Source organism: Dactylosporangium fulvum, from assembly GCF_025137375.1.
GTDB classification, from domain to species: domain Bacteria; phylum Actinomycetota; class Actinomycetes; order Mycobacteriales; family Micromonosporaceae; genus Dactylosporangium; species Dactylosporangium fulvum.
On sequence record NZ_CP073720.1, the window covers coordinates 2807856 to 2833096 of the forward strand.

Annotated in this window: 22 protein-coding genes; 8 read left to right on the forward strand and 14 right to left on the reverse strand. The window is 73.3% G+C overall.

Going from position 1 to position 25241, the window contains the following annotated elements; genetic code table 11:
• Nucleotides 1–76: 76 nt before the first annotated feature.
• Both Dfulv_RS13035 and Dfulv_RS13040 read right to left on the reverse strand, forming a co-directional pair.
• Nucleotides 77–1039 carry a phosphotransferase gene (locus Dfulv_RS13035; protein WP_259863145.1) on the reverse strand — a complete coding sequence of 321 codons (963 nt, stop codon included), beginning with the start codon at nucleotides 1037–1039 and terminating at the stop codon, nucleotides 77–79.
• A 61-nt stretch (nucleotides 1040–1100) separates the two neighbouring features.
• Nucleotides 1101–1688, reverse strand: a complete 588-nt coding sequence (locus Dfulv_RS13040) for a hypothetical protein (RefSeq protein ID WP_259863147.1) — start codon at nucleotides 1686–1688, stop codon at nucleotides 1101–1103.
• A gap of 294 nt (nucleotides 1689–1982) precedes the next feature.
• On the opposite strand from Dfulv_RS13040, the gene Dfulv_RS13045 reads away from it, so the two are divergent.
• The 3 genes from Dfulv_RS13045 to Dfulv_RS13055 all read left to right on the forward strand — a co-directional run bounded on the left by Dfulv_RS13045 (nucleotide 1983) and on the right by Dfulv_RS13055 (nucleotide 7296).
• On the forward strand, nucleotides 1983–4373 hold the full coding sequence (locus tag Dfulv_RS13045) for a hypothetical protein (RefSeq protein ID WP_259863149.1): 2391 nt from the start codon (nucleotides 1983–1985) through the stop codon (nucleotides 4371–4373).
• Nucleotides 4374–4543: 170 nt separating this feature from the next.
• Entirely contained in the window at nucleotides 4544–5080 is a 537-nt protein-coding gene (locus Dfulv_RS13050; protein ID WP_259863150.1) for a hypothetical protein, read from the forward strand.
• Nucleotides 5077–7296, forward strand: a complete 2220-nt coding sequence (locus tag Dfulv_RS13055; protein ID WP_259863152.1) for a bifunctional polysaccharide deacetylase/glycosyltransferase family 2 protein — start codon at nucleotides 5077–5079, stop codon at nucleotides 7294–7296. The genes Dfulv_RS13050 and Dfulv_RS13055 overlap by 4 nt, the downstream gene beginning before the upstream one ends.
• A gap of 29 nt (nucleotides 7297–7325) precedes the next feature.
• Here Dfulv_RS13055 and Dfulv_RS13060 read toward each other — a convergent pair whose 3' ends face one another.
• Complete coding sequence (locus tag Dfulv_RS13060; protein WP_259863153.1) at nucleotides 7326–9527, reverse strand: MMPL family transporter; 2202 nt, start codon at nucleotides 9525–9527, stop codon at nucleotides 7326–7328.
• A 243-nt stretch (nucleotides 9528–9770) separates the two neighbouring features.
• Here Dfulv_RS13060 and Dfulv_RS13065 point away from each other — a divergent pair, with 243 nt between their 5' ends.
• A complete protein-coding gene (locus Dfulv_RS13065; RefSeq protein WP_259863155.1) occupies nucleotides 9771–10778 on the forward strand; it encodes a GGDEF domain-containing protein in 1008 nt (335 codons plus the stop codon).
• Nucleotides 10779–10784: 6 nt separating this feature from the next.
• On the opposite strand, the gene Dfulv_RS13070 is transcribed toward Dfulv_RS13065, so the two are convergent.
• Together Dfulv_RS13070 and Dfulv_RS13075 are read right to left on the reverse strand one after the other, a co-directional pair.
• Nucleotides 10785–11468, reverse strand: coding sequence for an HAD family hydrolase (locus Dfulv_RS13070; RefSeq protein WP_259863157.1), 684 nt, complete (start codon nucleotides 11466–11468; stop codon nucleotides 10785–10787).
• A 25-nt stretch (nucleotides 11469–11493) separates the two neighbouring features.
• On the reverse strand, nucleotides 11494–12846 hold the full coding sequence (locus tag Dfulv_RS13075; RefSeq protein WP_259863159.1) for a PASTA domain-containing protein: 1353 nt from the start codon (nucleotides 12844–12846) through the stop codon (nucleotides 11494–11496).
• Nucleotides 12847–13055: 209 nt separating this feature from the next.
• Between Dfulv_RS13075 and Dfulv_RS13080 the strand changes: the two genes are divergently transcribed.
• Nucleotides 13056–13718: a hypothetical protein gene (locus Dfulv_RS13080; RefSeq protein ID WP_259863161.1), complete on the forward strand. Its 663-nt coding sequence runs from the start codon at nucleotides 13056–13058 to the stop codon at nucleotides 13716–13718.
• 49 nt (nucleotides 13719–13767) lie between these two features.
• On the opposite strand, the gene Dfulv_RS13085 is transcribed toward Dfulv_RS13080, so the two are convergent.
• The 4 genes from Dfulv_RS13085 to Dfulv_RS13100 all read right to left on the reverse strand — a co-directional run bounded on the left by Dfulv_RS13085 (nucleotide 13768) and on the right by Dfulv_RS13100 (nucleotide 16135).
• The gene (locus tag Dfulv_RS13085; RefSeq protein ID WP_259863162.1) at nucleotides 13768–14037 is read right to left on the reverse strand and encodes a hypothetical protein; all 270 of its coding nucleotides are present in this window, start codon (nucleotides 14035–14037) and stop codon (nucleotides 13768–13770) included.
• Nucleotides 14038–14064: 27 nt separating this feature from the next.
• Nucleotides 14065–14691, reverse strand: coding sequence for a hypothetical protein (locus Dfulv_RS13090; RefSeq protein WP_259863163.1), 627 nt, complete (start codon nucleotides 14689–14691; stop codon nucleotides 14065–14067).
• Nucleotides 14692–14705: 14 nt separating this feature from the next.
• On the reverse strand, nucleotides 14706–15227 hold the full coding sequence (locus Dfulv_RS13095; RefSeq protein ID WP_259863164.1) for an RNA polymerase sigma factor: 522 nt from the start codon (nucleotides 15225–15227) through the stop codon (nucleotides 14706–14708).
• 131 nt (nucleotides 15228–15358) lie between these two features.
• Nucleotides 15359–16135 (reverse strand): alpha/beta fold hydrolase, encoded by a 777-nt coding sequence (locus Dfulv_RS13100; RefSeq protein ID WP_259863165.1) that lies wholly within the window; start codon nucleotides 16133–16135, stop codon nucleotides 15359–15361.
• Nucleotides 16136–16192: 57 nt separating this feature from the next.
• Here Dfulv_RS13100 and Dfulv_RS13105 point away from each other — a divergent pair, with 57 nt between their 5' ends.
• The gene (locus tag Dfulv_RS13105) at nucleotides 16193–16648 is read left to right on the forward strand and encodes a MarR family winged helix-turn-helix transcriptional regulator (protein ID WP_259863166.1); all 456 of its coding nucleotides are present in this window, start codon (nucleotides 16193–16195) and stop codon (nucleotides 16646–16648) included.
• 215 nt (nucleotides 16649–16863) lie between these two features.
• On the opposite strand, the gene Dfulv_RS13110 is transcribed toward Dfulv_RS13105, so the two are convergent.
• Nucleotides 16864–17988 carry an NHL repeat-containing protein gene (locus Dfulv_RS13110; RefSeq protein WP_259863167.1) on the reverse strand — a complete coding sequence of 375 codons (1125 nt, stop codon included), beginning with the start codon at nucleotides 17986–17988 and terminating at the stop codon, nucleotides 16864–16866.
• A 494-nt stretch (nucleotides 17989–18482) separates the two neighbouring features.
• Between Dfulv_RS13110 and Dfulv_RS13115 the strand changes: the two genes are divergently transcribed.
• Nucleotides 18483–19910 (forward strand): alpha/beta hydrolase, encoded by a 1428-nt coding sequence (locus Dfulv_RS13115; RefSeq protein ID WP_259863168.1) that lies wholly within the window; start codon nucleotides 18483–18485, stop codon nucleotides 19908–19910.
• On the opposite strand, the gene Dfulv_RS13120 is transcribed toward Dfulv_RS13115, so the two are convergent.
• From Dfulv_RS13120 to Dfulv_RS13130, 3 genes are all read right to left on the reverse strand, one after another.
• On the reverse strand, nucleotides 19898–20707 hold the full coding sequence (locus Dfulv_RS13120) for a polysaccharide deacetylase family protein (protein ID WP_259863170.1): 810 nt from the start codon (nucleotides 20705–20707) through the stop codon (nucleotides 19898–19900). The two genes, Dfulv_RS13115 and Dfulv_RS13120, sit on opposite strands and share 13 nt — an antisense overlap.
• Before the next feature lie 79 nt (nucleotides 20708–20786).
• Nucleotides 20787–23057: a hypothetical protein gene (locus tag Dfulv_RS13125; RefSeq protein WP_259863172.1), complete on the reverse strand. Its 2271-nt coding sequence runs from the start codon at nucleotides 23055–23057 to the stop codon at nucleotides 20787–20789.
• A 99-nt stretch (nucleotides 23058–23156) separates the two neighbouring features.
• The gene (locus Dfulv_RS13130) at nucleotides 23157–23555 is read right to left on the reverse strand and encodes a hypothetical protein (RefSeq protein WP_259863174.1); all 399 of its coding nucleotides are present in this window, start codon (nucleotides 23553–23555) and stop codon (nucleotides 23157–23159) included.
• On the opposite strand from Dfulv_RS13130, the gene Dfulv_RS13135 reads away from it, so the two are divergent.
• Nucleotides 23524–23967, forward strand: a complete 444-nt coding sequence (locus Dfulv_RS13135) for a phospholipase D-like domain-containing protein (protein WP_259863175.1) — start codon at nucleotides 23524–23526, stop codon at nucleotides 23965–23967. The genes Dfulv_RS13130 and Dfulv_RS13135 overlap by 32 nt on opposite strands.
• 30 nt (nucleotides 23968–23997) lie before the next feature.
• Here the strand turns inward: Dfulv_RS13135 and Dfulv_RS13140 are convergent, their stop codons facing one another.
• Complete coding sequence (locus Dfulv_RS13140; RefSeq protein WP_259863176.1) at nucleotides 23998–25239, reverse strand: ROK family protein; 1242 nt, start codon at nucleotides 25237–25239, stop codon at nucleotides 23998–24000.
• Between the last annotated feature and the right edge of the window lie 2 nt (nucleotides 25240–25241).

Below are 25241 nucleotides of genomic sequence, written 5' to 3' on the forward strand. Positions count from 1 at the left end.
GGAGAGCACGCAGCGCCACGCCTTCGGCCAGCCGTACTCCGGCTCGATCTCGTGGAGCATGCTGTTCGTCCGCCGCTCACAGCAGGGCGGCGTAGGCCGCGACCTGCCCGGCGAACGCCCGCAGCCCGCTGATCCGCTCGCAGGCGTCGGCCTCGATCCGGCTCAGGTCGTGCGGCCCGATCGGCTGCTGCCCGAGTGACATCCGTAGCCGTCCGGCGAGCCGCCCGAGCCGCAGCCCGACGCGGCGGACCAGCACATCCGGATCCGCCGGGGGAGCGGTGCCGCCGTGTTCGGCGTAGGCCCGGACGGTGCGCCGGACGGCGGCGCCGTCGGGACCGGGGCGGCCACGCTGCGCGAACACGATCGCCGCGTGGACGACCTCCAGCCGTGCGCTGTCCGGCCCGGCGCCGTCCCAGTCGACCAGCACCGGCCCGGCGCCGGTCATCAGCACGTTCCAGGGCTCGACGTCCCGGTGGGTCATGACGTGGTCGGCCGCGCCGTCGAAGCCGCGCTCGACCCACGCGGCGGCGGCGAGGACGTCCGGCAGGTGCCGGCGCAGGACCGGTGCCCACAGGCGGCGTTGCCGCTCGCCCTCCACCAGCCATGCGTGCCACTGTTGTTCGTCGTTCAGCCGGTACCATTCGGGCCCGGCGCGGCCGGTGCGCTCGATGCCGTGCAGCCGCGCGAGCGTGCCGCCGAGCCAGTCGGCGACCTCGTCGGTGTCGGCGAGCGCGCGGCCGTCGACCCATTCGTAGGCGCGCAGCAGCCCGCCATCGGCGGCCTCGACCGCGAAGCCGACCGCCGGTGCGAGCGGGCGCGCCATGCTGATGCCCGCTTCCAGTACCCGTCGCTCGAAGTCCATCGCGAGCGCGAAGTCGTCCCGCCAGTCCCGGGCGTCGACCTGCTTGACGAGGACCCGTCCGTCGCGGGTGTCGAGGGACCACGTCTGCGACGTACCGAACGCGAACGGGACCAGCCCGCCGACCGGCCGCGCCAGCCCGAACGCCTCGGTGATCAGTTCTGCCGGCGGCGCATCCATGCCCGCAGCCTAGATCACGGCCCGGCTCGCGCGGTCGCCGCGAGCCGGGCCGGACCCGGGATCAGGACTCCAGCGCCTGCCAGGCCTTCGGCATCCACACCCAGTGGCCGTTGACGTTCACGAGGCCCTCGAACGCGAGACCCGTGTCGTCGCCCGGCTCGGTGTACTTCCACCGGTACAGCGTCAGCCCCGGCTTCAGGTGCGTGCCCAGCTGCCGGTAGCCGCCCGGGAAGTCCGCCGCGACCTTCGGCCCCCACGCCCGGATCTCCTCCGACGTGGCCTTGAAGACCTTCAGCTCGGTCTGCTCCGGCTTTCCGGCGAGCTTGATCTCGTCACCGTTCCACAGCTTCGACGTGTAGAACTTCTCCGCCTTGGTCGCGGCGTCACCCTCGAACACGGCCTTGTAGTCCTCGGTCGCCGGCTTCAGCTGCTGGACGAGCGCCGGGTCCTTGCCCGTGCGGAGCGCCTCCAGCAGCTTCTTGGCGCCGTCGTCGGTCTTCGGGTACGCACTGCCGGCCGAGCTCTGTGCGGTCGAGGGCTGGACGGCCGGCGGCTGCGCGGCCGGCGGCTCCTCCGCCTTCTCACCGCAGCCGGCAAGGGCGAGACCCAGCGTGGTGGCCAACAATGTCGAAAGCGCCAGGCGCTTCATGCGATTCCTCCTCGGTGGTACGACCGGCGCGGTCCGTGGAACCCCCGCCGCAAGCGCGGATCAAGGTATCGGCCGCAGTCAACGAAAACGCCGTCTGCGACGCGCGATCGTCGTCATTCCGACAGCCGGGCCGTGCGGTTCAGCGGTGCGGCACGCCCTCCTCGGCGAACGGGGCCGGGCGGCACGTGGCAGGATGCGCTGGAGCCCCTCCCCGAGATCCCGGCCACGGGCAGCTTCTCGTTTGTCGTCTGGGGCGGGGACGGAGAGCCACCCAGCGACATCGAGGAGCTCCGCGTGTGGCTCGCCGAGCGGCAGCTGCGCCAGCGCGAACAGCACCGCAGCTCCGAGCTGTGGCATCTGCGGCGGCAGGCGCAGGAGGAGGCCCGGCGGCGCAACGAACTGCGGCACGCGGCCCGGTCGATGGCGACCGTCGCGTGCACGCCGAGGGCCACCGACGCCGTCAGGCTGCTGCACCGGCCCTGGAGTCAGGGTCCGTCGCTGAACGTGCTGCCCGAGATGGTGCCCGGCCTGCTCCGCGTGCGCGGTACGGACTGGTGCGCCACCCTCGCCCGGGGCATGGTGCGCCGCGCCCGGGCCCGCATCCGGTCCAGCTCCTGGCCGTTCACCGAGGCACTCATGCGGGCCGTGGGCACCGGACCGCCGGACACGCCCGGCGCCGTCGCGCAGTACGTGGCGATGTGGCGCGGACCGCAGCTCGCCGCGGTCCTGGCGGCCGACCCGTGGCTCGACCACGTGCTGCCGTACCTCTTCGACGACGACCGGGTCGCCGCGGTGTTCTCCAGTGATGTGGCGGCCCGCGACTGGCCTCCGGCGCTGGTGGAGCTGGCCGCGAGCGGGCGCGTCGACCGCCCGGCGCTCATCGGGGGCTGCCTGCGCCGTCTCCGCGCCGGCGGGCGGACGGGGGTGCTGCAGCCGTACCTCGCGCTGCTCAAACAGCTGGGACCGGGCACCGGCGAGCTGGCCGGTCACCGGCAGGAGCTGACCGGCCTGCTGACCGCGCCGCTGTCGACGGTCGCCGGCTTCGCGTACACCTCCCTGCAGCAGCTGCACCGGGAGTCACCGCTGGATGCGGCGACCCTGGCGGAGATCACGCTGAGCCTGCTCTCCCGGCCGGAGAAGAAGCTGGTCCGCGCCCATCTCGCCTGGCTGCGCCCGCTGCCGCTCGACGACGTCGTCGACGGGCTCGTCGTCGGGCTGCACCATCCGGTGCCCGAGCTCGCCGAACAGACCCTCGACCTCGTCGAGCCGCGCCTGGCCGGCCTGTCGGCGGCGACCCGCGAGCGGCTGAAGGCCGAGGTGCCGGCGCTCGACGGCGCGGTCGCCCAGCGGCTCGGCGCGTGGTTCGGCATGACGCCTGCGGCGGCGCCCGTTCCGGTCCTCGTCGCCGACCTGCCGGCCGGGATGCCGCCGCCGCTGGATCTGGGTGCGCTCGCCGGTGAACTGGCGACGACGCTGCGGAGGGACGACGACGATCCGGTCCGGTACGAACTGATCCTCGACGGGCTGGTGCGCGCGGCCAACGGCGACCGCGCCGCCGCCGCGCGGGTGCTGCGGCCGCTGGTGCCCCAGTGGGTGCCCCAGTGGCGAAACCTGATCGGCGCCGTCGCCGGCCCGTGGGCGCCGTCCCGGACACCCTCGGACCATCCGCTGGCCGAGTTCATCGAGGACCGGGCACTCGAGCTGGCCGTGCAGCTGATGCGCGACCCGCCGCCGGCGCTGCTGGCGACGCCCGCGACGGTCGTCGGGCACGTCGATCCCGCCCGGGTGCTCGGGCTGCTCCAGCAGGCCGAGCGCGACGGCCGGCAGCCCGGCGACCTGGACCTGACCCAGGCCCTGTTGCGCCTGCCCCGCGAGGTCGACGTTGCTGTCCACACGGCCGCGGCGCGCCTCACGTCGCCGGCCGGTCGCCGGTTCGCGGCCTGGCTGGCCGGCGTCGCCGAGCCGCGGACCTGGGTCGTGGCCGTGCCGCAGCAGTCGTACCGCTTCATCGGCCGGCTCGCGATGCTCGACCCGGCGGGCCTGCCTGCCGGGCTCGCCGACCCGCGCACCGCCGCCGAGCGGGCCAGAGTCGGGTGGAGCATGCCCGGGCTGGAGCTGTGGCCGATGGTGACGCCGTCGCACCGCGAGGTGGCCGCCGCGCACGTCCAGGCCTACGTCGCCGCCGGGGTCGACAACGGCACGCTCGGCGCCGGTGTCCTCGAAGGCCTCGCGGCCGCCGACGGCCCGCCCGGCCCGGCGATGGCCCTGACGATGGCGTACGCGCTGGCGAACCACCGGGAGACCGCACGCCTGGCGGCCGGCGACGCGCTCATCACCCTGGCCGCCCGGCCGGACTGGGACAGCACCGGCATCGGGACCGAGCTGGCCGAGCTCGCCGTCGCCGACCGGATCGTCCTCCAGCGGACCCTCCGCCCGCTCACCGACGCCCTCAAGGCCGGCGCCCACGACGCGGTCTGGCAGGTGACGTCAGCGGCGCTGCCGGCCCTGCTGGCCGCCGGCCCGCGCCCGGGCCTGGCCGACCTCGTCGCCCTCGCCGCCGACGCCGCCCGCACCGGGCGGCACACCGCCGATCTGCCGGGCCTGGCGCCGCTCGCCGCGAAGCCGGGCCGCACCCGCCTGGCCGAGGCCGCCCGCCGCCTCGCCGCGGTCATGAACGGCTCGTGAGGCGCTTTCGCCGGACCCGGCGGCGGGCGCCGGACTGACCGGCGTGGGCCGCTCGGTGATGACGGTCCGAGTGACGCCGGCCGGGAGCGTCATGTGACGGCGGTGGGAGATTCGGCTGCGACCGAGCGTAACGACCGGCCGTGGCCGGGGGACGAACCTATGCTTTCGCCGTGTCCGTCGAAGCCCCACAGGTCGACGGGGTGACCGGCATCATCGCTGGCGGTGATGCGTATGCGCCCGTGTTCGTCGACACCACCGGCCGTCGTGGACGGCGACTCCGATTCCTCTTCAACATGGTGGGCGCGGCGACGTTGACCTATGCGGTGCTCGTGCTGGCCGCCGTGACACTCGCCGGTGGGCCGCCGGATCCGCAGCAACCGGTGCCGTTACCGGAGCCGGCGAGGTCGGCGTCCGCGACGCCGCCGAAACCGAGTGTGCCCGTGGCCGGCCGGTCCGGCGGCCCGGCCAAGCGGACCACCGGCGCCCGGCCGGTCCGCAACAGCGTCGCGCCCGGCCCGCCCGTGGCGGTGTCCCGCAGTCCCGCGGTCAGCGCGCCGGCCACCGATCAGCCGTCAGCGTCGGCGAGCCCGTCGCGGACCGGCCCACGGTCGCCCGGGCCGAGCGAGACACCGACGGCGAGCACGACACCGAGCACACCGGGCGCATCACCGAGCACCAGCACCATGGGCGTCGTGAGCCTTCCGTGACCGGGGCGCGGAAGCGGTGGTCGTTCAGCCGGTTGGTCTTCGGGGTGGTCCTGCTCGGCGTGCTCGTCGGCGCGCTGGTCGTCGACGGATACGTCAGCGCCGAGTTCCATCCCGACCACACCGCGGGCGTGGGGCAGCGGACCGGCGTGCCGGCGGAGGTCACCGGGGGCGGACCGATCATCGACACCCGCAACGGCGGGCTCCGCACGTACAGACTGCCGACCAGGACGATCGCGCTCACCTTCGACGACGGCCCGGATCCCCGGTGGACACCGCGTGTCATGGAAGTGCTGCGCCGCCACCGCGTCAACGCCACCTTCTTCGTCGTCGGCGCCCAGGTGGCCAGGCACCCGGACCTCGTCGCCGCGCTCGCCCGCGGCGGTGACGAGATCGGCGTCCACAGCTTCACCCACCCGCACCTGGACCGGCTGCCGCGGTGGCAGCGCGAGCTGGAGTACTCCCAGACCCAGCTCGCCGTCGCCCGCGTCACCGGTCGCAAGCCGGCGCTGCTGCGCCTGCCGTACTCGTCCGGCACGCGCGCCGTCGACGACGCCGACTGGCCGCTGATCCGCGAGGCCGGCGCCCTCGGCTTCCTCTCGGTCCTGATCGACGTCGACAGCCAGGACTGGAAGAACCCGGGCACCGACACGATCGTCCGCACCTCGACCCCCGGCGGTGACGAGGGCTCGATCGTGCTCATGCACGACGCCGGCGGCGACCGCGCCCAGACCGCCGCCGCGCTCGACCGGTTCATCCCGTTGATGCGGGCGCGCGGCTACACCTTCACCACGGTCTCGCAGGGCCTGGAGAAGGCCCTCGCCGGGCAGAAGGCCGTGGTCGACACCCCGGCGGGCACGGTCGACCGGCGGCGGGCGCTCGCGCTGGTCACCGCCGTGACGCTCGCCGGCTGGCTGGTGGACACGCTGCGGGTGCTCCTCCTGGTCGTCGGGGTGCTGACGATCGCCCGTACCGTCGTCCTCTTCCTGCTCGCCGGTCGGCACGCGCGGCGGCGCCGGGCCGAGAGCTGGCGGTGGGGTCCGCCGGTGGAGTTGCCGGTTTCCGTGATCGTGCCGGCCTACAACGAGAAGGAGGGCATCGAGGCCGCTGTCCGGTCCCTTGCCGGGGGTGATCATCCGGGCGGGATCGAGGTGGTGGTCGTCGACGACGGTTCGACCGACAACACCGCGGAGCTGGTCGAGGCGCTCGGCCTGCCGGACGTGCGGGTCGTGCGCGTCCCCAACGGCGGCAAGCCGAAGGCGCTCAACGTCGGGGTCGCCCTGGCCGGGCATGACCTGATCGTGATGGTCGACGGGGACACCGTGTTCGAGCCCGATGCGGTCCGGCACCTGGTGCAGCCGTTCGCCGATCCGTCCGTCGGCGCCGTGGCGGGCAACGTCAAGGTCGGCAACCGGGGTTCGATCGTCGCGCGGTGGCAGCACATCGAGTACGTGATCGGCTTCAACCTCGACCGGCGGGTGTACGACATCCTGCGGTGCATGCCGACGATCCCGGGCGCGATCGGCGCGTTCCGGCGCGAGGCGCTGCAGGACATCGGGGGCATCAGCGACCGGACCCTCGCCGAGGACACCGACGCCACCATGGCGCTGAACCGCGTCGGCTGGCACGTCGTCTACGAGGAGCGGGCGCGGGCGTGGACGGAGGCGCCGGGCACCCTGCGGCAGTTGTGGTTGCAGCGGTACCGCTGGAGCTACGGGACGATGCAGGCGATGTGGAAACACCGGCGGTCGCTGGTGGACCGCGGGCCGTCGGGGCGGTTCGGCCGCGTCGGCCTGCCCTTCGTCGCGCTCTTCAGCATCGTGCTGCCGCTGCTCGCCCCGCTCGTCGACATCCTCTTCGTCTACGGCCTATTCCTGGCGAGCTGGCGGGTCACGACCGCGGCCTGGCTGGCGATGTTCGCGATGCAGGTGCTCACCGCCGTCGTCGCGTTCCGGCTGGACCGGGAGAAGCTGCGCCCCCTGTGGGTGCTGCCGCTGCAGCAGTTCGTGTACCGGCAGCTGATGTACCTCGTCCTCATCCAGTCGCTCGGCACCGCACTCACCGGGGCCCGGCTGCGCTGGCACAAGCTGCACCGCGCGGGCTCGGCCGGAGCGGGTGCCCCGGCCGTGCCCACCGTGTCGGTCGTCTCGGCGCCGGCGGGCGGCGTGCGGTCGCCGTCCGGCCGTCACCAGCGCCCGGTCGTCCCCCGGGGCGGGTGAGACCACTGTGGACGGCCGGCGGGGCGTGGTCACCGTCCGGCGGTCGCCAGCGTGCGCTCCTCCCGCGGCGCGGCGGGTAGCTCGTGCGAGACCCGCGGGAGCCAGCCCAGCCAGCGCGGCAGCCACCAGTTCTTCTCACCGAGCAGGGCCATGACGGCCGGCAGCAGCACCGCGCGGACGATCGTCGCGTCGAGCAGCACGGCCGCGGCGAGCCCGACGCCGAGCTGCTTGGTGGAGGCGATCGGCAGCGTGGCGAAGAGCGCGAACACCGCCACCATCACCACGGCCGCGCTGGTGATGACCCCGGCGGTGCCGGTGATGCCCTGGACGACCGCCTGCCGGGTCGGCAGCCCGCGGTCGTGGCCCTCCCGGATGCGGCTGAGGACGAAGACGTGGTAGTCCATCGACAGGCCGAACAGGATGACGAACAGGAACAGCGGCATCCAGTTGGTGACGCCGTCGGCGGCGCGGAAGTCGAGCAGCGACTCGAAGTGGCCGTACTGGAAGACGTAGACGAGCATGCCGTAGGCCGCGGCGACGGACAACAGGTTGAGCACCATGCCCGTGACGGCGACGACGACGGACCGGAACGACACCAGCAGGAGCAGGAACGCCAGGCCGAGAACGAAGCCGAAGACCAGCGGCATGGAGTCCGCGAGCTGGTCGTTGAAGTCCTTGGAGCCGGCGGTCTCACCGGTGACGCCGACCCAGGCGCCGGGCAGCGTGCCGAGGGTCGCCGGCAGCACCGTGCCCCGCAGCGTCGCCAGGGCCTCCTCCGACGCCCGGTCACTGCCGGATCCGGACAGTCCGACGCTCACGACGGCGACGGTGCCGGCCGGGTTGACCTCGACCGTGATCGGCTCGTGGAGTTGCCCCGTCGCCAGGGCCCGCTCCTTGAACGCCGCCAGCGCACCGTCCCACTCCGGGCCGCTGACCCGCGGCGCCTGAACCACGACCTCGGCCGGTGAGGCGCCGCCCGGGAACGCCGCCTGGATCGCCAGGAACGCCTGCGTGATCGGCGCGCTCGGCGACAGGTCCTCGATGCCTTCGGCCTTCGTGCGCAGGTCCAGCGCGGGCGCGGCGAGCGCGCCGAGGGCCGCGACCGCGAGTACCGCCGAGATCAGCGGGCGGCGCAGGACGAGCCGCAGGAAGGCGCTCCACACCCGGCCGTCGGACCGCTTGCGGTACAGGCCGGGGATGCGGCCCAGGTCGACGCGGTCGCCGAGCGCCGACAGCAGCGCCGGCAGGACCGTCAGGGAGCCGAGCACGGCGGTCGCGACGACCAGGATCGTGCCGACGGCGAAGCTGACGAACGTGGTGTCGCGGGTGAAGAACATGCCCGCCATCGCGACGATGACCGTCAGCCCGGAGATCCAGACCGACCGCCCGGAGGTCTGCGCCGCGACGACCAGCGCCCGGTGCGGATCGGCGCCGTTGCGGCGCTCGTCGCGTTCCCGGCGGATGTAGAACAGGCAGTAGTCGACGCCCACGGCGAGCCCGACGAGCAGCATGACGTGCATCGTGGTGTCAACGGTCGGCGCCAGGTGGCTGGCGAAGCCCAGCAGCCCGATCGCGCCGACGACGGCGGTGACGGCGAGCCCGACCGGCAGCAGCGCCGCGACGATCGCGCCGAAGGCGACGAGCAGGATGCCGATCGTGACCGGGATGGAGAGCATCGACAGGCGGCTCAGGCCGGCGTCGAGGTCGTCGCCGATGAGCTTGTCGCCGCTGGCGTCGCCGGCCTGGGCGATGTACAGCTGCGGATGCGCCCGCTGGACCGCGGCGACGGCGTCGAGGACCGGGCCGACCCGGTCCTTGGCGGTCTCCGGGTCGCCCCGCATGGTGAAGGAGAGCAGCGCCGACCGCCCGTCCTCGGCCGGCAGCGGCGGGCTCACCGGATCGGTGGCGCCGGTGGCCTGCACGGCGGTGGTCACCTCGGCGATCGCCGCCTGCATCTCCGGGCTGTCCACCGTGCCTGTGCGAGAGGTCACGACGACCATCTCGCCGGCGCCCCGTGTGGGGAAGCCGGCCTGCTCGACGATCCGGTCGGCGCGGCCGGACTCGCCGTGGCCGAAGTCGAAGCCGTTCGCCTCGACGGTGCCGACCCGCCCGGCGAGGACGGTGACGCCGACGACAAACACCAGCCATCCGAGGATGGCGAGCGTGCGGTGCCGCGCGCTCCACACGGCGAACCGCGCCGCGATGCCGGTGACGTTCTCCCTGGAGTTCATGGCTCGAACGCTATGGAGCGCGTCCGTGCGGATCGATCCCGTGGACCCGCCGACCCCGGGTGGGGGCAGCCCTACCGCGCCGGTGGGGCCTCCCGGGCACGGACCGTCAGGTGGTGTTCTGCTCAGATGCCGCCACCGGCCGCCGAAGATGAGGAGGTGTTGCAGGAGTCGGCCCGTGCGCTACGGAGGTCAACGCGTGGATCGCTGATCCCTGTCCGCGACAAGCCGGCGGCTGCCCGGTCGGTGGCCTACTTCCTGATCGTCGGCGGGTCCGTCGTCGGCGCCTGCGGGCTGCTCGTCCCCGGGTTCGCCGGCGGTACCACGGCCGGGGTGCTCGCCACGACGGCGACCGCCGGGGCCATGGTCTTCGTCGGCGCGGTCTGCCGGCTGGCGCCGCACCGGGTGCCGGCGTCGTTCTGGATCGCCGCGCCGCTGATCGCGATCGTGCTCATCGGGTTCCTCAACCTCACGACCCGCGACGTCAGCGTCAGTGCCCACCTGTACTACCTCTGGCCACTGCTGTACTCGGCGACGTTCCTGCGGTACGGCCTCGCCTATCTCATGCTCGGCGCGACGAGCCTCACCGACACCGCGGTCACGCTCACGCTGCAGCCGGTCAGCGTCGGCGCCACCGACGCCGCCGCGCTCGTCACGGCCTACTGCGTGGCGACGCTCGTCGTCACCAAGCTCCGCAAGCGGGCGGACGCGCTGGTCGCGACGCTCGAACTCCAGGCGATGACCGATCCGCTCACCGGCCTGCCCAACCGCAGGGCGTTCAACCGGGATCTCGCCCTGGCACTGGACACGACCCGGCGCTCCGGCGCCGCGCACTGCCTCCTCCTCGTCGACGTCGACCATTTCAAGACGATCAACGACACCTGGGGACACGCGGCGGGTGACGCCGTGCTCGTCTCCGTCGCCACGGCGCTGCGCGAGGTCGCCGGGGCGGCCGACACCGTCGCCCGGCTCGGCGGCGACGAGTTCGCGATGGTGGTCCGCGGCGACACCGCCCGCGCCAGGCGACACGCGGCGGCACTGCGCGACCTCGTGAGCCGGATCACCGGCGTGCCCGACGGATTGCCGACACTGAGCATCGGCCTCGCTGCCACGACCTCCGGCACGACCGACGCGGAGGCGCTGCTCGCCGCCGCGGACCGGGCGCTCTACACCGCGAAGCTCGAGGGCCGCGACCGGCTCGCGGAAGGTGACCGGCGACCGACACCGGCGGCCGTTCCCGGCCGCCGCACCTGACCGCTCCTACCGGCGTCCCGCGGCGGGGCTCGGCGCCGCCAGCTCGCCGAGCAGGCGGGTGAGGGTGGTCGTGGCCGCGCTGCGCAGCACCATGTCCGCCGCGCCGAAGCGGTCCCGGGCGGCGTACGGGTTGGGGACCGCGACACAGCGCAGCCCTGCCGCCCTGGCCGCGGCGACACCGTGCGGGGTGTCCTCGAACGCGACCGCCGCCTCCGGCGCGATCCCGAGGCGGCGCAGGGCCAGGAGGTAGACCGCCGGGTCGGGCTTGTGCCCGGTCACCTCGTCGCCGCACGCGACCACCTCGAACCGCGACAGCAGCCCGGCCCGGGTCAGGTGCCCGTGCACCCAGTGGGTGGGGGAGCTGGACGCCACGGCGAGCCGCAGCCCGAGCCCGGCCGCCTCGGCGAACCACTCGCTGATGCCGGGAGCGGGGCCGAGCGTCGCGTGCAGCTCTTCGCGGTACGCGATGCGGCGCGCATGGCTGGCGGCGCGGTCGTAGCCGGGGCCGACGGCGCGGGCGAGTTCGGCATAACGCTGCTCGGTGACGTCGCCGCCGTGGTCGGCGAAGAAACGGGCCGGGTCCAGCTCGAGGCCGTGCTGGCGCCACTCGTACCGCCAGCACTCGAACAGCGTGGTCTCGGTGTCCATGAGCAGGCCGTCAAAGTCGAAGATCAACACCGAGATCACCACGCCGACCAGTATCCCCTGGTCGCGGTCAGCTCCCGCAGCCGGAGGCGCCGGTCGGCTCGCCGTACTTGACCACCTCCATGACGACCTGGGTGCCCGGCGGTGCCGTCGTGCCCGCCGCCGGCTCCTGCCGCACGACCAGCCAGTTGCGGTCGACGAGCTGGCGGCGGTGCTTGCCGGTGTGGTCCCGTGAGCCGGTCCGGTAGCCGGCGGCGCGGAGTTTGTCCTGGGCCTCCTGGAGGTTCATGCACACGACGCCGGGCACGGTGCCGCTCGTGCCCGCGCCGTCGGACGGCTTGCGGACGCGCAGGGTCAGCTCCGTGTTGGCGTGCACCGTCGTACCCTCGGCGGGGGACTGCGCCGCCACGACCCAGTTCTTCGGCTCCAGGACGGTGCGGCCCTGGCCGGTGTCGTCGACGAGTTTGATGTTGCGCAGCCCTAGCGTGTTGAGCTTCTGCCGGGCGTCCGGCAGCCGGACGCCCACGAGGCCGGGCATCTTGGCGTCGACCTGTGGCGCCTTCGGCAGCGCCGGGTTGCCCCAGTCGTGTTCGAGCGGGTGCAGGGCGCAGGACAGAAACGTGCTCAGCGTCAGGCAGCCGTTGGCGTCGAACTTCACGACGCCCCAGGTGATCGCCGCGACCGCCGCGTATTCGAAGACGCCGCCGAGCAGTTGCGCGCCGATGAGCCGGCCGCCCGGGCCGACGGTGAGCAGCGGGTCGGCGACAACCGGGTAGGTGATGCCGGCGCCGCGGTGCTCGACGACGAGCCGCACGGTCGAGCCGTGGACCTCGTAGCGCGCCGGGACGAGCCGGCCCGTGGCGTCGTACGCCCACGGCGGGGGGATCGCGCCGACCGTCCTGCCGCCGGCCTTGAGCACCACCCCGCCGTGCGCGGCGCTCACCGTGGCCCCGGTGACCGTGGTGTCGAACGAGGTGGGCGCGCCGGGGCCCTTGGCGACGTAGAAGATCCGCACCGCCTCCGGGGCGACGACCTGCTGGGCGACGTCGGTGCCGGCCGCGGCGTCGCGGAAGACGACGACCCCCTTCGCCGCGGTCCGGCCGCTGCCCGGTCCGCCGCTGTGCGCGGTGACCTTGACGTTGCCGTCGCGCAGGACGGCGCCCTGGCCGAGGTCGTCGGTGACCCGTGCCGATGTCGAGCGCGCGCTCAGCGCCAGGCTGTGCCGGTCGGCCTTGATCGCGCGGTCGCCGGACTGGCTCAGCACGTCGGCGAAGCGGGAGGGTGGTTTTGCGTAGGAGGGCACCTCGGCGCTCTCGTCCCGCCGGCCGCCGTCGGGCGTGCAGGCGCTGGTCACGGCGAGGCAGGCGGCGAGAGCGAGGCGGGCGGCGACGAGAACTGATCGACGAGCTTCGTTTCGGCGCATGACTGCAGTCTGCCCGGGTTTTTCCGGTCAGGGCACTGTCCGGGTCCGAGTCTGGTGCAATTCGTAACCGTGACATCGCAACCAGTATCCAGTGGCGTTCTTGACAGATCGAGGCCACCACGGCGGAGCCGGAGGCGGCAGGCTGGGCTGGTCACATGACTTCGACCAGGGGGAGGACGGTCATGCACCAGGACAACAGGAAACAGCACGTGAGCCGCAGGGGAATGCTCGCCGGGCTCGGCGCCGGCGGAGCGGCGGCCGTCGCCGCGGCGGTCACGGGCGGCAGCCCCGCCGCGGCGGCCCCGGGCGACCCGGTCGTCCAGGGCGCGGACAACAATGCCGGTACGACCAGCACCATTCTGCGCTCGAACCTGACGGGCGCGACGCTCGACGTCCGCAACACCGTCGGCAGCAGCGGCGGCGGCAGCGTCGCGGTCAAGGCGAACGCCGAGGTGGGTGTCGACGCGAACGGGTTCGACGCGGGTGTCGTCGGCTTCTCGTCCAACGGCAACGGCGTTATCGGGCGCAGCGACATCGGCTTCGGCGTCGTCGGCACCGCCACCGGCCCCGGCGGGGTCGGCGTCGTCGCCAGCGCGCCCGACGAGTTCAGCAAGACCGCCCTCGACGTGCGCGGGCAGGTGCACTTCACCCGCAGCGGCGTGGCGACCGTGCCAGCCGGCGCGACCAGCGTCACGGTGAGCGGCCTGCACATCTTCGGCTCGACGCACGCTCTCGCGGTCGCGCAGCGCAACACCGCGGTGTGGGTCAAGGCGGCGGTGCCGGACCAGGCGTCCGGGCAGCTCAGCCTGCACCTGAACGCCAAGGCGCCGAGCGGTGGGGTGCCCGTCGCGTGGTGGTTGCTGGAGGCCTGAGCCGGCCGGCGCCGGCGCCGGGGCGGTCCCCGGTGCCGGCGCCCTGCCGTCACGGGGTGCCGCTGTGGGACGTCGTGGGCTGGACCTGCCAGTAACCGGACGCGCCGGGGCCGGGCCTGCGCGGCGCCGGCGCCTTGCCGTCCGCGGACACCCACAGCGCGACGACCTTGCCGGGCAGCGGCGCGGAGCTGTACACGATCCAGGTGTCGGGCACCGCGCCGCCGGGCGGCTCGGTCGACTCCCGGCCGACGCGGTAGCTCGCGGTCCGGCCGCTCGACGCGAGGATCCGCTTCGCCTCCGCCACGGTCTTGCCGACCATTGTCCGCGCCTGCGCGTTCTCCTCCGGCTAGCCGCCCTCGATCTCCTCGCCGGGCAGCGCGGTCCGGCCGATGACGATCTTCGCGTACGACGTGAAGGTCACCGGCACCTTGATGCCGGCCGAGCAGTTGCCGTTGGCGGTGCAGTTCCCGGGTGCCTCGATCCACTCGAGGTCCGGACCGTCGCCGATGTCGCCCACCTCCGCGAAGATGACTCTGCCGACATGGTCGGGCGCGGCCGGCGCCAGGCTCAGGTCGATGTCGAGGTGGTGCCGGGCGAGTTCCTCCCGGTAGCGCCGCGGGTCGGCGACCGGGTCCTTGATCCTGATGACGATGTAGCCACCGTCCTCGGTGATCTGCAACGCCTGCGCCGGGGCCGGGCCGACCGGTCCCGAGCCGGTGGGGAGCGCGGCGCTGACGCCGAACGCGAGCACGGCGGCCGCGGCGACGGTGGGCACCGCGACGGCCAGCCGGCGGTGCCGAGCGAACCAGGACACCTGCCTGCCGTGACGCGTGGGAGCCGCCTCCGCGCGCAGGATGCCCTCCAGCAGCGCGGTGGCCGCCTCGCCGGACGGGCCCTGCGTCGAGGGCGGGACGTGATGGGTGGGAACGAGCAACCGGATCAGGTGATCCTGCCGGTCGTCGGTGTCGGTCATGGGTATCTCCTCGATCACCTGTTGAGTGACGGTTCGCGGAGCGCCGCGGCGAACCGGCGTCGGGCACGGTGCAGCCGGATGCGGGCGGCGTTCACCGTGCAGTCGAGCGCGACAGCCAGCTCGTCCGCCGTGAGCCCTTCCCACGCCACGAGGCGCAGCAGTTCCCGATCGGCGTCCGGCAGGGCACGGAACGCCCGGCCGACCTCCTCCGGCACCTCCGGCTCGACGGTGGTGACCTGCGTCAGTTCCTGGCGCAGGCGCGCGGCGAGATCCGCCGACCGCCGGTCGGCCCGGTGATGGTTCGCCATCACCTTGCGCGCCACCCCGAACAGCCAGGGGCGTGCCTGGTCCGCCGGGATGTCGTCGATCCTGCGCCAGGCGACCAGGAAGGCGTCGGCGACCACGTCGGCGGCGGCCTCCGGCCGGTCGGTGCGGCGCAGGGCGTAACCGAGCAGATCGGTGTAGCAGGCGCGGTACAGGCGCTCGAAGCGTGCGGCGGGGTCATCGCCGGGTGACGAGGGTGCGGCGCGTGCCAAGCGTGGCTCCTAGGTCTGTGGGTCGGTGCCGGGCGAACGCGCCCGACACCGTCCACATGTGCGGCACGCGCCGGATCATTTCACCCGGCGCGGCGGTGCCCGTCGGGATCGAGCCGGGTGCTCCACGTGGGTCACAGGGTGCGCAGGAAGTCGGCGAGGACGTTGTTGTAGGCGTCCGGGCGCTCCATGTTGGGGTAGTGGCCGGTGCCGTCGACCGTCGCCGTGCTGCCGCCGGGCACGGCCGCGGCCAGCCGCTCGGCCATGCCGATGTGGTCGGGCGAGTCGATCGCGCCGTTGACGGCCAGCACGGGCACGTCGATCTTCGAGATCCTGGCCCAGGTGTCGGTCACCGGGACGAGCCAGTTGGGCTCGCCGGCGCTGTGCTTGGACATCGTGCTCCGGGCCATCGCGCGCAGGCGCCCTACGACCTCCGGATCGAGGTCGTCGAGGGAGCGGTGCGGGCCCGTGGCGAGGAGCGTGAACGCCTCGACGGAGGCGTCCAGGTCGCCGGCCGCCATCGCGGCGTGCCAGGCCGCCTGGGTGCGGGTGAGCCAGGGATCGGCGAAGTACGGCTCGCTGGTTCCGGCGCCGCTGACCACCACCGCGCTGACCAGCTCCGGGTGCTCCAGGGCCGTGTCGACGGCCGTGGCCGCGCCCATGGACACCCCGACGAGGACCGCCGGACCGGTGTCGAGGTGGCGCAGCAGCCCGGCGACGTCGTCGGCGGAGCGGAACGGCGCGGTGGCGTTGGCTGACCGGCCGTGGCCGCGGGCGTCGGGCGCGATGACCCGGTGGTGCGGGGCGAAGGCCGGCACCTGGTCGTCCCACATGGCGTGGTCGAGGAAGCCGCCGTGCAGCAGGACGAGGGGCCGGCCGGCGCCGGTGTCGAGCCAGAACAGATCCTTCATGACAACCAAGGTGTCATCTTTTCGCCAATATGACAACCTAGGTGTCATGATGATGTGGTGACGTCTTCAGATCCGGCGGACCGGCTCGCCGAGGTGTTCGACCTGGTCGGCCCGCTGTACCGGCGCGCGCAGCGCAGAGTGGAGCACGACGTGCCCAGCGAAGGGCTGTCGGTCGGCGTGCGCGCCGTGCTGAACATGCTCCGCGAGCACAGCCCGATGACCGTGCCGCAGATGGGCCGGGACCAGGCACTGAGCCGCCAGTTCGTGCAGCGGATGGTCAACGAGGCGGCCGCGCGGGGCCTCGTCGAGAGCATCCCGAACCCGGCGCACAAGAAGTCCTCGCTCATCCGGCTGACCGGCGAGGGCCGGGCCGTCATCACGGCGGTGATCAACCGCGAGCGCGCCGTGCTGCGCGAGGCCGGCGCCGACCTCACCGTCGCCGACCTCGACGGCTGCGTCCGGGTGCTGACCGGCCTGCTCCGCTTCCTCGACGACGTCGACATGGACCAGTGAGGTGCCGCCGCGGATCTTCAGCGAGGCGATGCGTGACCTGGACCTGTTCGCCGGCGTGACCTCAATCGGCACCGACGACCGGTGGGAAGAGCGCGCCGGCACTGCTCCTGGCCGCCGACGACCGGATCACCGACCCCGCCATCCTGCGCCAGATCACCGCAACGCGTCCGTAGCGGCGGGCCGGTGCCCGATGCGCGCACCGGCCCCTCCGCGCGTCAGTGGAGCAGGTCGAGCTGGTTGTTGGTGTCATCTACGAAGTAGACGCCCCGGTTGTCCGGTGCGACGGCGAGCCCGAACAGGGCGCCGGCGCCGAGCTTGTCCAAGGTGCGGAACGCGACCTGCTTGCCCCGGCACGGATCGGTCTCGACGATGTTCCCGTCGCCGCCGTTGACGGTGAGGATGTTGCCGTTGGGTGCGATCGCCAGCCCGAGCGGGCCGGAGAGGTGCACGTCCTTGGTGACGGTCCGCCCGGTTCCCGCGCTCGTCCTGCGCTTGCCCGCGTCCGGGATGGCGGCGATGCGGTTGGCGGCGGTGTCGGCGACGAAGAGCGTCCCGTCCCTGCCGAGACCGACGCCGGTCGGGCCGATGATCAACGCATCCGGGTCGGTCTTCTCCGTGAACCCCGAGCCGATGGTCGTGATCCTGCGCAGCTCCGGCGGCTTGCTGCCCTTGATCCGCAGTTCGAGCCGCAGCACGGTTCCCTGTTTGGTGGTGGCGGGCACGCCACCGACGATTCCGTTGAGCACGTTCGTGAGGAACAGTTTGACGGACTCCCCGTCGTCGTCCGCGGTCATGTCCCACGGGCCGTTGATGCCGTGCCCGGAGAACGTCTCCCGTACCTTGCCCTTGCTGTCGAGGACGATCAGGCAGCCCGCCTGGGCCGTCGCCGAGGTGCCGTCCGCGGTGGGCAGGCTGCCCACGATGACCCAGCCGGTGCGCAGGACCACGAGTGCGGTGGTCAGCCCGACCCCGCCGGGGCACGCGCCGGGCAGCGTGCGGGCGTCGATCTGGGCGAACAGGCGGGCGTCACCCGTGCGGCTGATCTGCACGATCGTCGTGCCGGTGCCCTGCTTGTTGGCGGCGTTGTTGAAGTTGCTGACGAGGACGTCACCCTTCCGCAGTTTGTCCTTGCTGCGTGGCACCACGGCGACGCCGTACGGGTTGACGTCGCCGTTGGCCGGCACGGTCGACGCGATGACGTCGACCTTGTTGAACTGATTGATGAACGGCGTCCTGGAATGCCGTTCGCCCGTCGTATGGGCGGAGGCGCTCGGCGCGAACGCTCCGACCGCCAGCGCCGTGGCCGCCGCGCAAATGCCGGCCTTGAGTGTGAACCTCACGATTGTGCTTGCCTTTCTCTGTATCGCTCATCTTGGTATTGATCGTCCGACGTCGATGGCCGGAGTGCATGACGACCTGGTGTTCCGGTCGCGGTTCGCGGGTTGCGGTGGCGTCGCTTCCCGGATTCGACGGGTGGAAACGCAATCCTCAGTGTGAATGTGAAATAGGCAGTTTGGTGGGTAGGAACGTTAATTCCCGGCAGATCCGACGATAATAAATTTGCGTTTTTTGTGGCGATTTAGGAAGGAGTTGGATCGCGGGCGATGCGCCGCCGATCACGCCGGCACGTCCCGGCGCTCACGGTCTGCTGTTGCCGACGGTCGACCGTGCGGATACGTTTTTCGTTGCGTTTCCGTTCGTCGCCCGGCCGCACCAGTGGCGCCACGCTTGTGCGGGTCGACGGTCAGCGTGCCGACAGCCGCAGGGCCCCGGCGCGCAGGACCGGCAACATCGGGCCGGCCCAGGAGGCCCGGACCGCAGCGCGGAGGGGGACATGGGGGACCACTGGTCGCAGGAGCCCGTCCTGGAGCTCCCCGTCGCCGTCACGGGGCCACCGGCCCGGGCCCGGCGCGGGTGGGCCGCCGCGGCACTGCTGGTCGTCGTGACGCTGGCCGTGGCGGGCCTGACCGGGGCGCTGGACCACGTGCCGCTGCTCGATCACCCGGTGGCCCTCGGCGTCGAGGCGGCGGGCGGCGCACTGCTGATCGCCGCCTGGTGGCGCCGGGAACGCCGATGGATCACCCGCACCCTGCCGGTCCTGCTGCTGGTGGTCGCCGTGCTTGTCGGCCTGATCGCGATCATGCTGCTGGCGACCGGCACGATCACCGACGCCTACCCGCCGTCGTTCGCGGTGTGGGTCGGCGCCGGCATCGCCGCGATCGCCGGATGCCCCCTGGTCCTCCGGCACACAGGCACCTGGCGCAACGTGGCCGCCGTGCTCGCGGTGCCGCTGACCTTCTCCGGCGCGTTCCTGCTGATCGACCAGCACTACGGCATCTGGCCACAGCTCGGCGACGTGCTGGGCCACTCCGGCGCCGTCGGCGGTCGGCAGGCGCACGACCTCCTCGGCGCCGGCACCGCACCCGATGGTGCCCCTCCCCGGCACGGCATCATCGTCGATCTGGACGTGCCCGGCACCCACTCACACTTCAAGCACCGCCCGGGTGTGGTGTTCCTGCCCCCGGCGTACTTCAGCGCGGACCGGCAGAAGCTGCCGGTGCTGGTCATGCTGGTCGGCTCACCCGGCACCCCGATCAACTGGCTCAAGTCCGGACACGGCCAGGCCACCGACGATGCCTACGCCGCGGATCACCACGGGATCGCGCCGGTGCTGGTGGTCGTCGACCACAACGGCTCCGCCACCGGCGACTCCGAATGCGTCGACGGCCCGCAGGGCAACGCCGAGACCTATCTCACCGTGGACGTGCCGGCGTTCCTCACGGACACGCTGCACCTTCGGCGTGACCCGTCACGGTGGGGCATCGTCGGCTTCTCCGAAGGCGGCACCTGCGCCCTGGACCTCGTCCTCGGGCACCCCGACGTCTACCGCCACTTCCTGGATCTCGGTGGCGACGCCGGGCCGAACCTCGGCTCCCCGGCACACACCCTGAGCGACCTGTTCGGCGGTTCTGTCGCGGCGCAGCAGGCGCACGATCCCATGCGGCTGCTGCGCACGGGCCGCTATCCCGGCGTGACCGCGTGGTTCGGTGCCGGTGCCGGAGACCCGCGGGACATCGCCGTCAGCCGGCGCCTGGCGGCCGCCACCGCCGAGGCCGGCATCCCCACCCACCTGCTGATCGTCGGCGGCGGGCACAACTGGCAGTTCGCCAGCGCCGCCTTGGCGCAGACCCTTCCGCCGTTGTGCGTCGAGCTGGGCTGCGCCGGCGGTCCGGCCCCCGCCACGGCGGGTCAGGGGAAGTAGTCCTCCAACCGGGCCGGGGTCAGCCCGGCCGCCTTGATGGCCTCCAGCGCGGCGATGAAGTCGTCGACGAACTGCTCCCGGAAGTGCATGAGGATGACGTCACCCGGCTGGACGATCCTGGCCTCCTGATACTGCACGCGGCCTCGGTTGACCGTCTCCTTCCAGAACAGCGCGGCCTTCATTCCGCAGTCGCGCACCACGCGGAGCGTGGTCGAGTCCTGCTCGCCGAACGGCGGACGGAACATTGTCGGCCGCCGTCCGAACAGCTCGGTGAGCTGGTCGGCCCCGTCGCAGATCTCGTGTTTCTGGAAGGCGTAGGACTGGCCGCGCAGCTTCGGGTGCGTGATGGTGTGTGCCTCGATCACCGCGCCGATGTCCTGCAACGTCGTGAAGTACGCCGGATTGTCCTGGATCGCGTTGACCGCGAGGAACAGCGTCACCGGCACGCGCGATTCCCGCACCAGTTCGGCCGCTTCCGGATGCTTGACCCAGCCGTCGTCGATGGTGACGAACGCGACCGGCTGGTCGGTGGGCACCCGCGAGATCCACGGTGCGCCGTCGCTCTCGGCGGCGGTGACCGGGTGTGCGGGCGGAGCCTTGTCGAACTTCGGCAGGCGGGCGAGATAGGCCCCGCCTGCGGACGATGCGCTCATCGCGGATGTCGACGGCTGCGGATGCGTCCTGCCGCTGCTGACCCAGCGAACGGTACGACCGGAATCCGGATTGCTCACGGCGACGACCACGACAACAAGCAGCACCGCCGCCAGCAGGCGTGCCTTGGCGGGTGGGACGTGCACGCAAGCGAGCGTAGCGAGCACCGACCGGCCATGAGCGTGATCGCGGGTGACTCATCCCGGCCGTGCCCCCGCCTGCGTTTCAGGGGCAGCTGCCGTCGAGGTCGTGGAACTGCTCCTTGCCGAACACATGCCGGCCCGCACCGTTGACGACGACCAGTTCGTCGAGCGCGGGTCTTCCGCCGGGGCACAGCGCACCGGACAGCACCGGCCGGCTGCGGTCGCTCAGGTACGCGACGCCGGCCGGCTCACCGTGCAGCACCGCGACCCGGGCGTAGCCGGGCGGCGCGCCGCCGAGCCGATTCGCCGCCTCGCCCAGGGGTGCCACCAGGGCGTCGCCGGTGACGGGCGCGACGCGGTAGGCGCGCTGGTGCGTCACGTCGAGCAGGTCCCGGCCGAGCCGCAGGTGCACCGCCGGATCGTCGCGGAGCAGGGTTGCCGCCAGCTCGACCGTCCGGCGCACACCGACCCGGTCCGCCTCGGCCACGTCGGCGGTCGCCGCGAGCAGTCCGGCGAGGTCGGCAGGGTTCTCCAGCCGTCCCGCCTGACCGGCCGCGACGAGCACCTGGAGCTCGGGCAGCAGCCGGCCGGTGACCGCCGCTTCGAGCGCGGCCGTCACCGTCGCCTGCTCCTGCTCGGTGAGGCGCGCCTTGCCGCGGGTCATCACGTCGGCGGCGCCGAGCGTGAGCACCTGGAGGGACGGGTCGAGCCGGCCGACGGTGCTCGACCGGGACGGGTCGAGCTGCAGCGACTGCATCCGCAGCCGGGGTGCGGAGCTCGGGCCGTCGAGCACCGGGGAGTACACCTGCGCCGAGTAGCGCACCCGGACCTCGCTGTTCTGGCCGGGCGCCGGATTCTTGAACGGCATCGCCGGGGTGGCGATCCGGGCACCGGGTGCGACGACGCCGAGGTGGATCGTTCTCGTGGCCATGCCGGGCTCGACCGTGGCGACCACCGTGGCGTCGCCGGGTGCGGTGCCGGTGTTCGTGACGGTCACCGCCCACGAGCACTGCGGCGTGGCACAGATGTCGAGGTCCGCGTCGAGCTGGAACCTCGGTGCCTTGACCTGTACCTTCGCCTGCTGGATCGCCGCCGACCCGGCCTTGTCCGGTGCGAGGACCTCGCCGACCGCCGCGCGGGTCCGCCCGAGCGCGGCCTCGTCCGGGACGGCGACGGTGACGCTGACGTACGGCGGCCGGTGGATCCGCTCGTAGGCCGGCACGAAGCCGGCGCCGTCACCGGTCGGCAGCGGCAGCAGCCACGGCGGGCCGCCGAGCCGGCTCGACGGCTGGAGCGGCCCGAACCCGGACAGGTGCCCGCCGAACCACACGACGGTCCGCGGTTGCGCCTTGGTGGCGACCAGGGACCAGTCGCCGTTCTCGACGAGGTCGGCGTCGCGGTCGCCGAGCCGGACCGTCCCGGCCACCGCGGGGCGCCCGGCGCCGGCGAAGCGGATCGCCTCGGCGAGCCCTTTCGGCGTGAGCACCCGGCCGGCGTCGACGGGCAGGGCGACGCCGTCCTTCGGCTGGACCCACCGGTCGGCGAGGGCACTGACCTGGTCGGGTGCGCGGCGGGCCCACCAGGCGGCGTCGCCGCGCACGACCGTGCGGGTGCCGTTGGTGCGCACGTCGGCCCGGCCGCCGCCGGGGTCGGTGACGGTACCGCTGCCGAGCCCGTCAGCGGTGACGGTGAACTCGGCACCGACCAGGTTCCCGCGGTCGTCGCCGAACGCGAGCGTGACGCTGGCGCCGGGCGCGGCGGCGACGGCCGACACGGCTTGCGCGAGGTCCGTCGTGAGGGACGGTTCGCCGGGACGGCTGACGACGTAGGCGACGATCCCGGCGGCGACGAGCACGACCGCGAGCGCCCCGGCGACGAGCCCGCGCCGCCGCGGTGGGTGGATCGGCGCTTCGTCGGCCGGTGGCACGTCGTCTGCGGGCGGCGCGCTGACCGGGGTCCGCATGTCCGGCCACTCGATGTCGGGCGGCCCCGCCGGAGCGGGTGTCCACGGCTCGGCCGGCGCCCATGCGTCGGCCGGCCCCTGTTCGTCGAACGGTGCCGCCTCCTCGGCCGGCAACTCCTCGTCCGGCGGCCAGTCGTCCGAGAGCGAGTGCGTTGCGAGGGACCGCGCCCACAGCGACGGCGATTCGACCGGCGGCGGCGATTCGGACGACGATGCCCACGGCGACCGCGGCCCGGCCGGCGACAGCGGAGCCGGTTCCGCCGCCGGTTCCTCCGCCTCGACCTCAGCCGGTGGGCCGGGCGCCGGCGAGAGCCGCGGTGGGGCCGCCCACGGGGACCGGCTGGCCCATGGCGTGTCCCGGTCCGGCTGCGCGGTGTGCTCGTCGGTCATCGTCCCCCCGGATCACCGATCGGGTCCGGCCCGTCTCGGATCGACGCGGAGGGATGGTACCGGCAAGTCCGCAGTCGCGGCGTCCCGGCGACACGTGTATCACGGCCCCGCCTGCCGGCTCCGGATGAGCGAGGAGGCGTCATGGGTGAGACGAACGAGGCCGCCGAGCTGCGCCGGCTCGCGACCGAACAGTGGAACGCCGGACAGCGGGCCGAGGCGGTGCGGACGCTGCTGCGCCGGGTCGCGATCTACGAGGGTCTCGCGGCCGGCGACCCGGCGATCTACGAGCCGCAGCTCGCCGCCGCGCTCGTGGACGTGTGCGGGTATCGGCGGGTCGAGGACATCCCGCTGCCGGATCAGGCCGGCGAGCGGGCCGTGGAGATCTACCGCCGGCTGCGCGGCGACAGCGCCGGGGAAGGTGTCGGTCTGGACGTACAAGCCGGAGCGGAAGGACCGGTGCGGGTGGATGCACGCGAAGACCTGGATCTTCGACGACACGCTCGCGGTGGTCGGCTCGGCGAACTTCAACCGCCGCAGCCTGTTCGTCGACGGCGAGATCGCCGCCGCGATCCGCGACGACGCCGGCTGGGCGGCCGGCCTGCGGCAGTGGCTGTGGGTCAGGCGCCTGTCGAGCGACCGCCGCACCGTGCGCCCGCACCAGGTTGCCGACTTCACCGTCGGCCTTCCACTGTGGACGGATACGCCGGACACGCTCCTGCGGCGACTCGACCTCGCCGCCGACGAGCGTATCCACCCGGACCGGCTGATCCTGTGCGGCCGGGCGGTGCCGTCGCCGCGCGACGAGATGCTGCGCATGCTGGCCTGCACGGTCCTGCCCGTGCTGGGCATCCGCACGCACACCTTCGACGGCCAGTGGGACCACGTCATCGACCCGTCGCTGTCGCCCTGACGGTCAGTGCGGGAGGTCCGGTGCAGAAGGCTATCCGCGCGGGCGGGGGGCCGCCGGGTCGGCGGCGATCATCGCCTCCAGCGGGAGCAGCGCGGAGCCGGTCGCCACCGCGTCGCCGCCGAAGGCCGCGCCCAGCAGCCGGAACTGACCGGCCGGGCGGGCCAGGCTGTGCCGCCGGATGCTCGCCCCGATGCGGTCGCTCAACGACTCCATGAGCCGCAGGCCGACCCAGCCGCCGATGACGATCCGCTCCGGACCGGTCAGGTTGACCATGCCGCCCAGGGCGGCGCCGAGGCAGTCGACGACGTCGTCGACGATCGCCGACGCGGCCGGGTCACCGGCGCCGGCGGCGGTGATCAGCTCGCCGATCGCCCGCCAGCCGGTGCCCTCGAAGGTCGCGCCCGTGCGGCGCCAGGCGTCGAGGATCGCGTCGGCGCCGACATACGCCTCGACGCAGCCACGGTTGCCGCAGCGGCAGACCCGGCCGCCGCGCTCGACGACCGTGTGCCCCCACTCGCCGGCGCTGGAGTGGGAGCCCTGCATCAGCCGGCCGTCGGTGACCACCCCGATGCCGACGCCGCGGCCGAGCAGCGCGACCAGGGCGTGGGAGGCCCCGCGCGCGTTGCCGAACCACAGCTCCGCCCGGGTCTGCATCTTCGCGCCGTTCTCGGCCAGCACCGGTGTCCCGACGTCGCACAGCGACGCCACGGGCACCGGGGGCCAGCCGAGGCTCTGCGCATAGAGCATCTGGCGTCCGTCGGCGCCGACCTCGACCAGGCCGGGCAGCCCCAGGCCGATGCCGAGCAGCGTCGGCCACCGGGCCGCGTTGCGGTCGCGCAGGGCCTCGAGAGCGTCCTGGAGGTCGACGCCGATCTTCTCCGGGGACTCCTCCTCGGCGCCGCCGCGGAACTCCCGGTCGATGCGGTTCATGGCGAGGTCGAACATCTCGACCGCGACGCCGCGCTCGCCGATGTCGGCGCCGATCGTCACGGCGCTCTCGGCGCGCGGGCCGATCAGGGCGATCGGCCGCCCGCCCTTGGAGGACACCGAGCCGCGCTCCTCGACCAGGCCGTCGTTGATCAGGTCGGCGACGAGGTTGGCGGCGGACGCCGTGGACAGCCCGCTGTCCCTGGCGATCGCGGCGCGGGTGGTCTGCTGGGCGAGGATGACGTGCTTGAGCACCAGGGCGCGGTTGCGCTGCCGCAGGGTGGTGACGGTGGACACCTCGGGCAGGCTGGTGGTGTGCCGACCGGCGGCGGGCTCGGCGCTCATGG

Bases quoted from the DNA above. Each gene is read 5' to 3' on its own strand.
- Dfulv_RS13035 (WP_259863145.1), bottom strand. From the start codon at position 1,039: ATGGATGCGCCGCCGGCAGAACTGATCACCGAGGCGTTCGGGCTGGCG.
- Dfulv_RS13040 (WP_259863147.1), bottom strand. From the start codon at position 1,688: ATGAAGCGCCTGGCGCTTTCGACATTGTTGGCCACCACGCTGGGTCTC.
- Dfulv_RS13060 (WP_259863153.1), bottom strand. From the start codon at position 9,527: ATGAACTCCAGGGAGAACGTCACCGGCATCGCGGCGCGGTTCGCCGTG.
- Dfulv_RS13075 (WP_259863159.1), bottom strand. From the start codon at position 12,846: ATGCGCCGAAACGAAGCTCGTCGATCAGTTCTCGTCGCCGCCCGCCTC.
- Dfulv_RS13085 (WP_259863162.1), bottom strand. From the start codon at position 14,037: ATGGTCGGCAAGACCGTGGCGGAGGCGAAGCGGATCCTCGCGTCGAGC.
- Dfulv_RS13090 (WP_259863163.1), bottom strand. From the start codon at position 14,691: ATGACCGACACCGACGACCGGCAGGATCACCTGATCCGGTTGCTCGTT.
- Dfulv_RS13100 (WP_259863165.1), bottom strand. From the start codon at position 16,135: ATGAAGGATCTGTTCTGGCTCGACACCGGCGCCGGCCGGCCCCTCGTC.
- Dfulv_RS13115 (WP_259863168.1), top strand. From the start codon at position 18,483: ATGGGGGACCACTGGTCGCAGGAGCCCGTCCTGGAGCTCCCCGTCGCC.
- Dfulv_RS13125 (WP_259863172.1), bottom strand. From the start codon at position 23,057: ATGACCGACGAGCACACCGCGCAGCCGGACCGGGACACGCCATGGGCC.
- Dfulv_RS13135 (WP_259863175.1), top strand. From the start codon at position 23,524: ATGCACGCGAAGACCTGGATCTTCGACGACACGCTCGCGGTGGTCGGC.
- Dfulv_RS13140 (WP_259863176.1), bottom strand. From the start codon at position 25,239: ATGAGCGCCGAGCCCGCCGCCGGTCGGCACACCACCAGCCTGCCCGAG.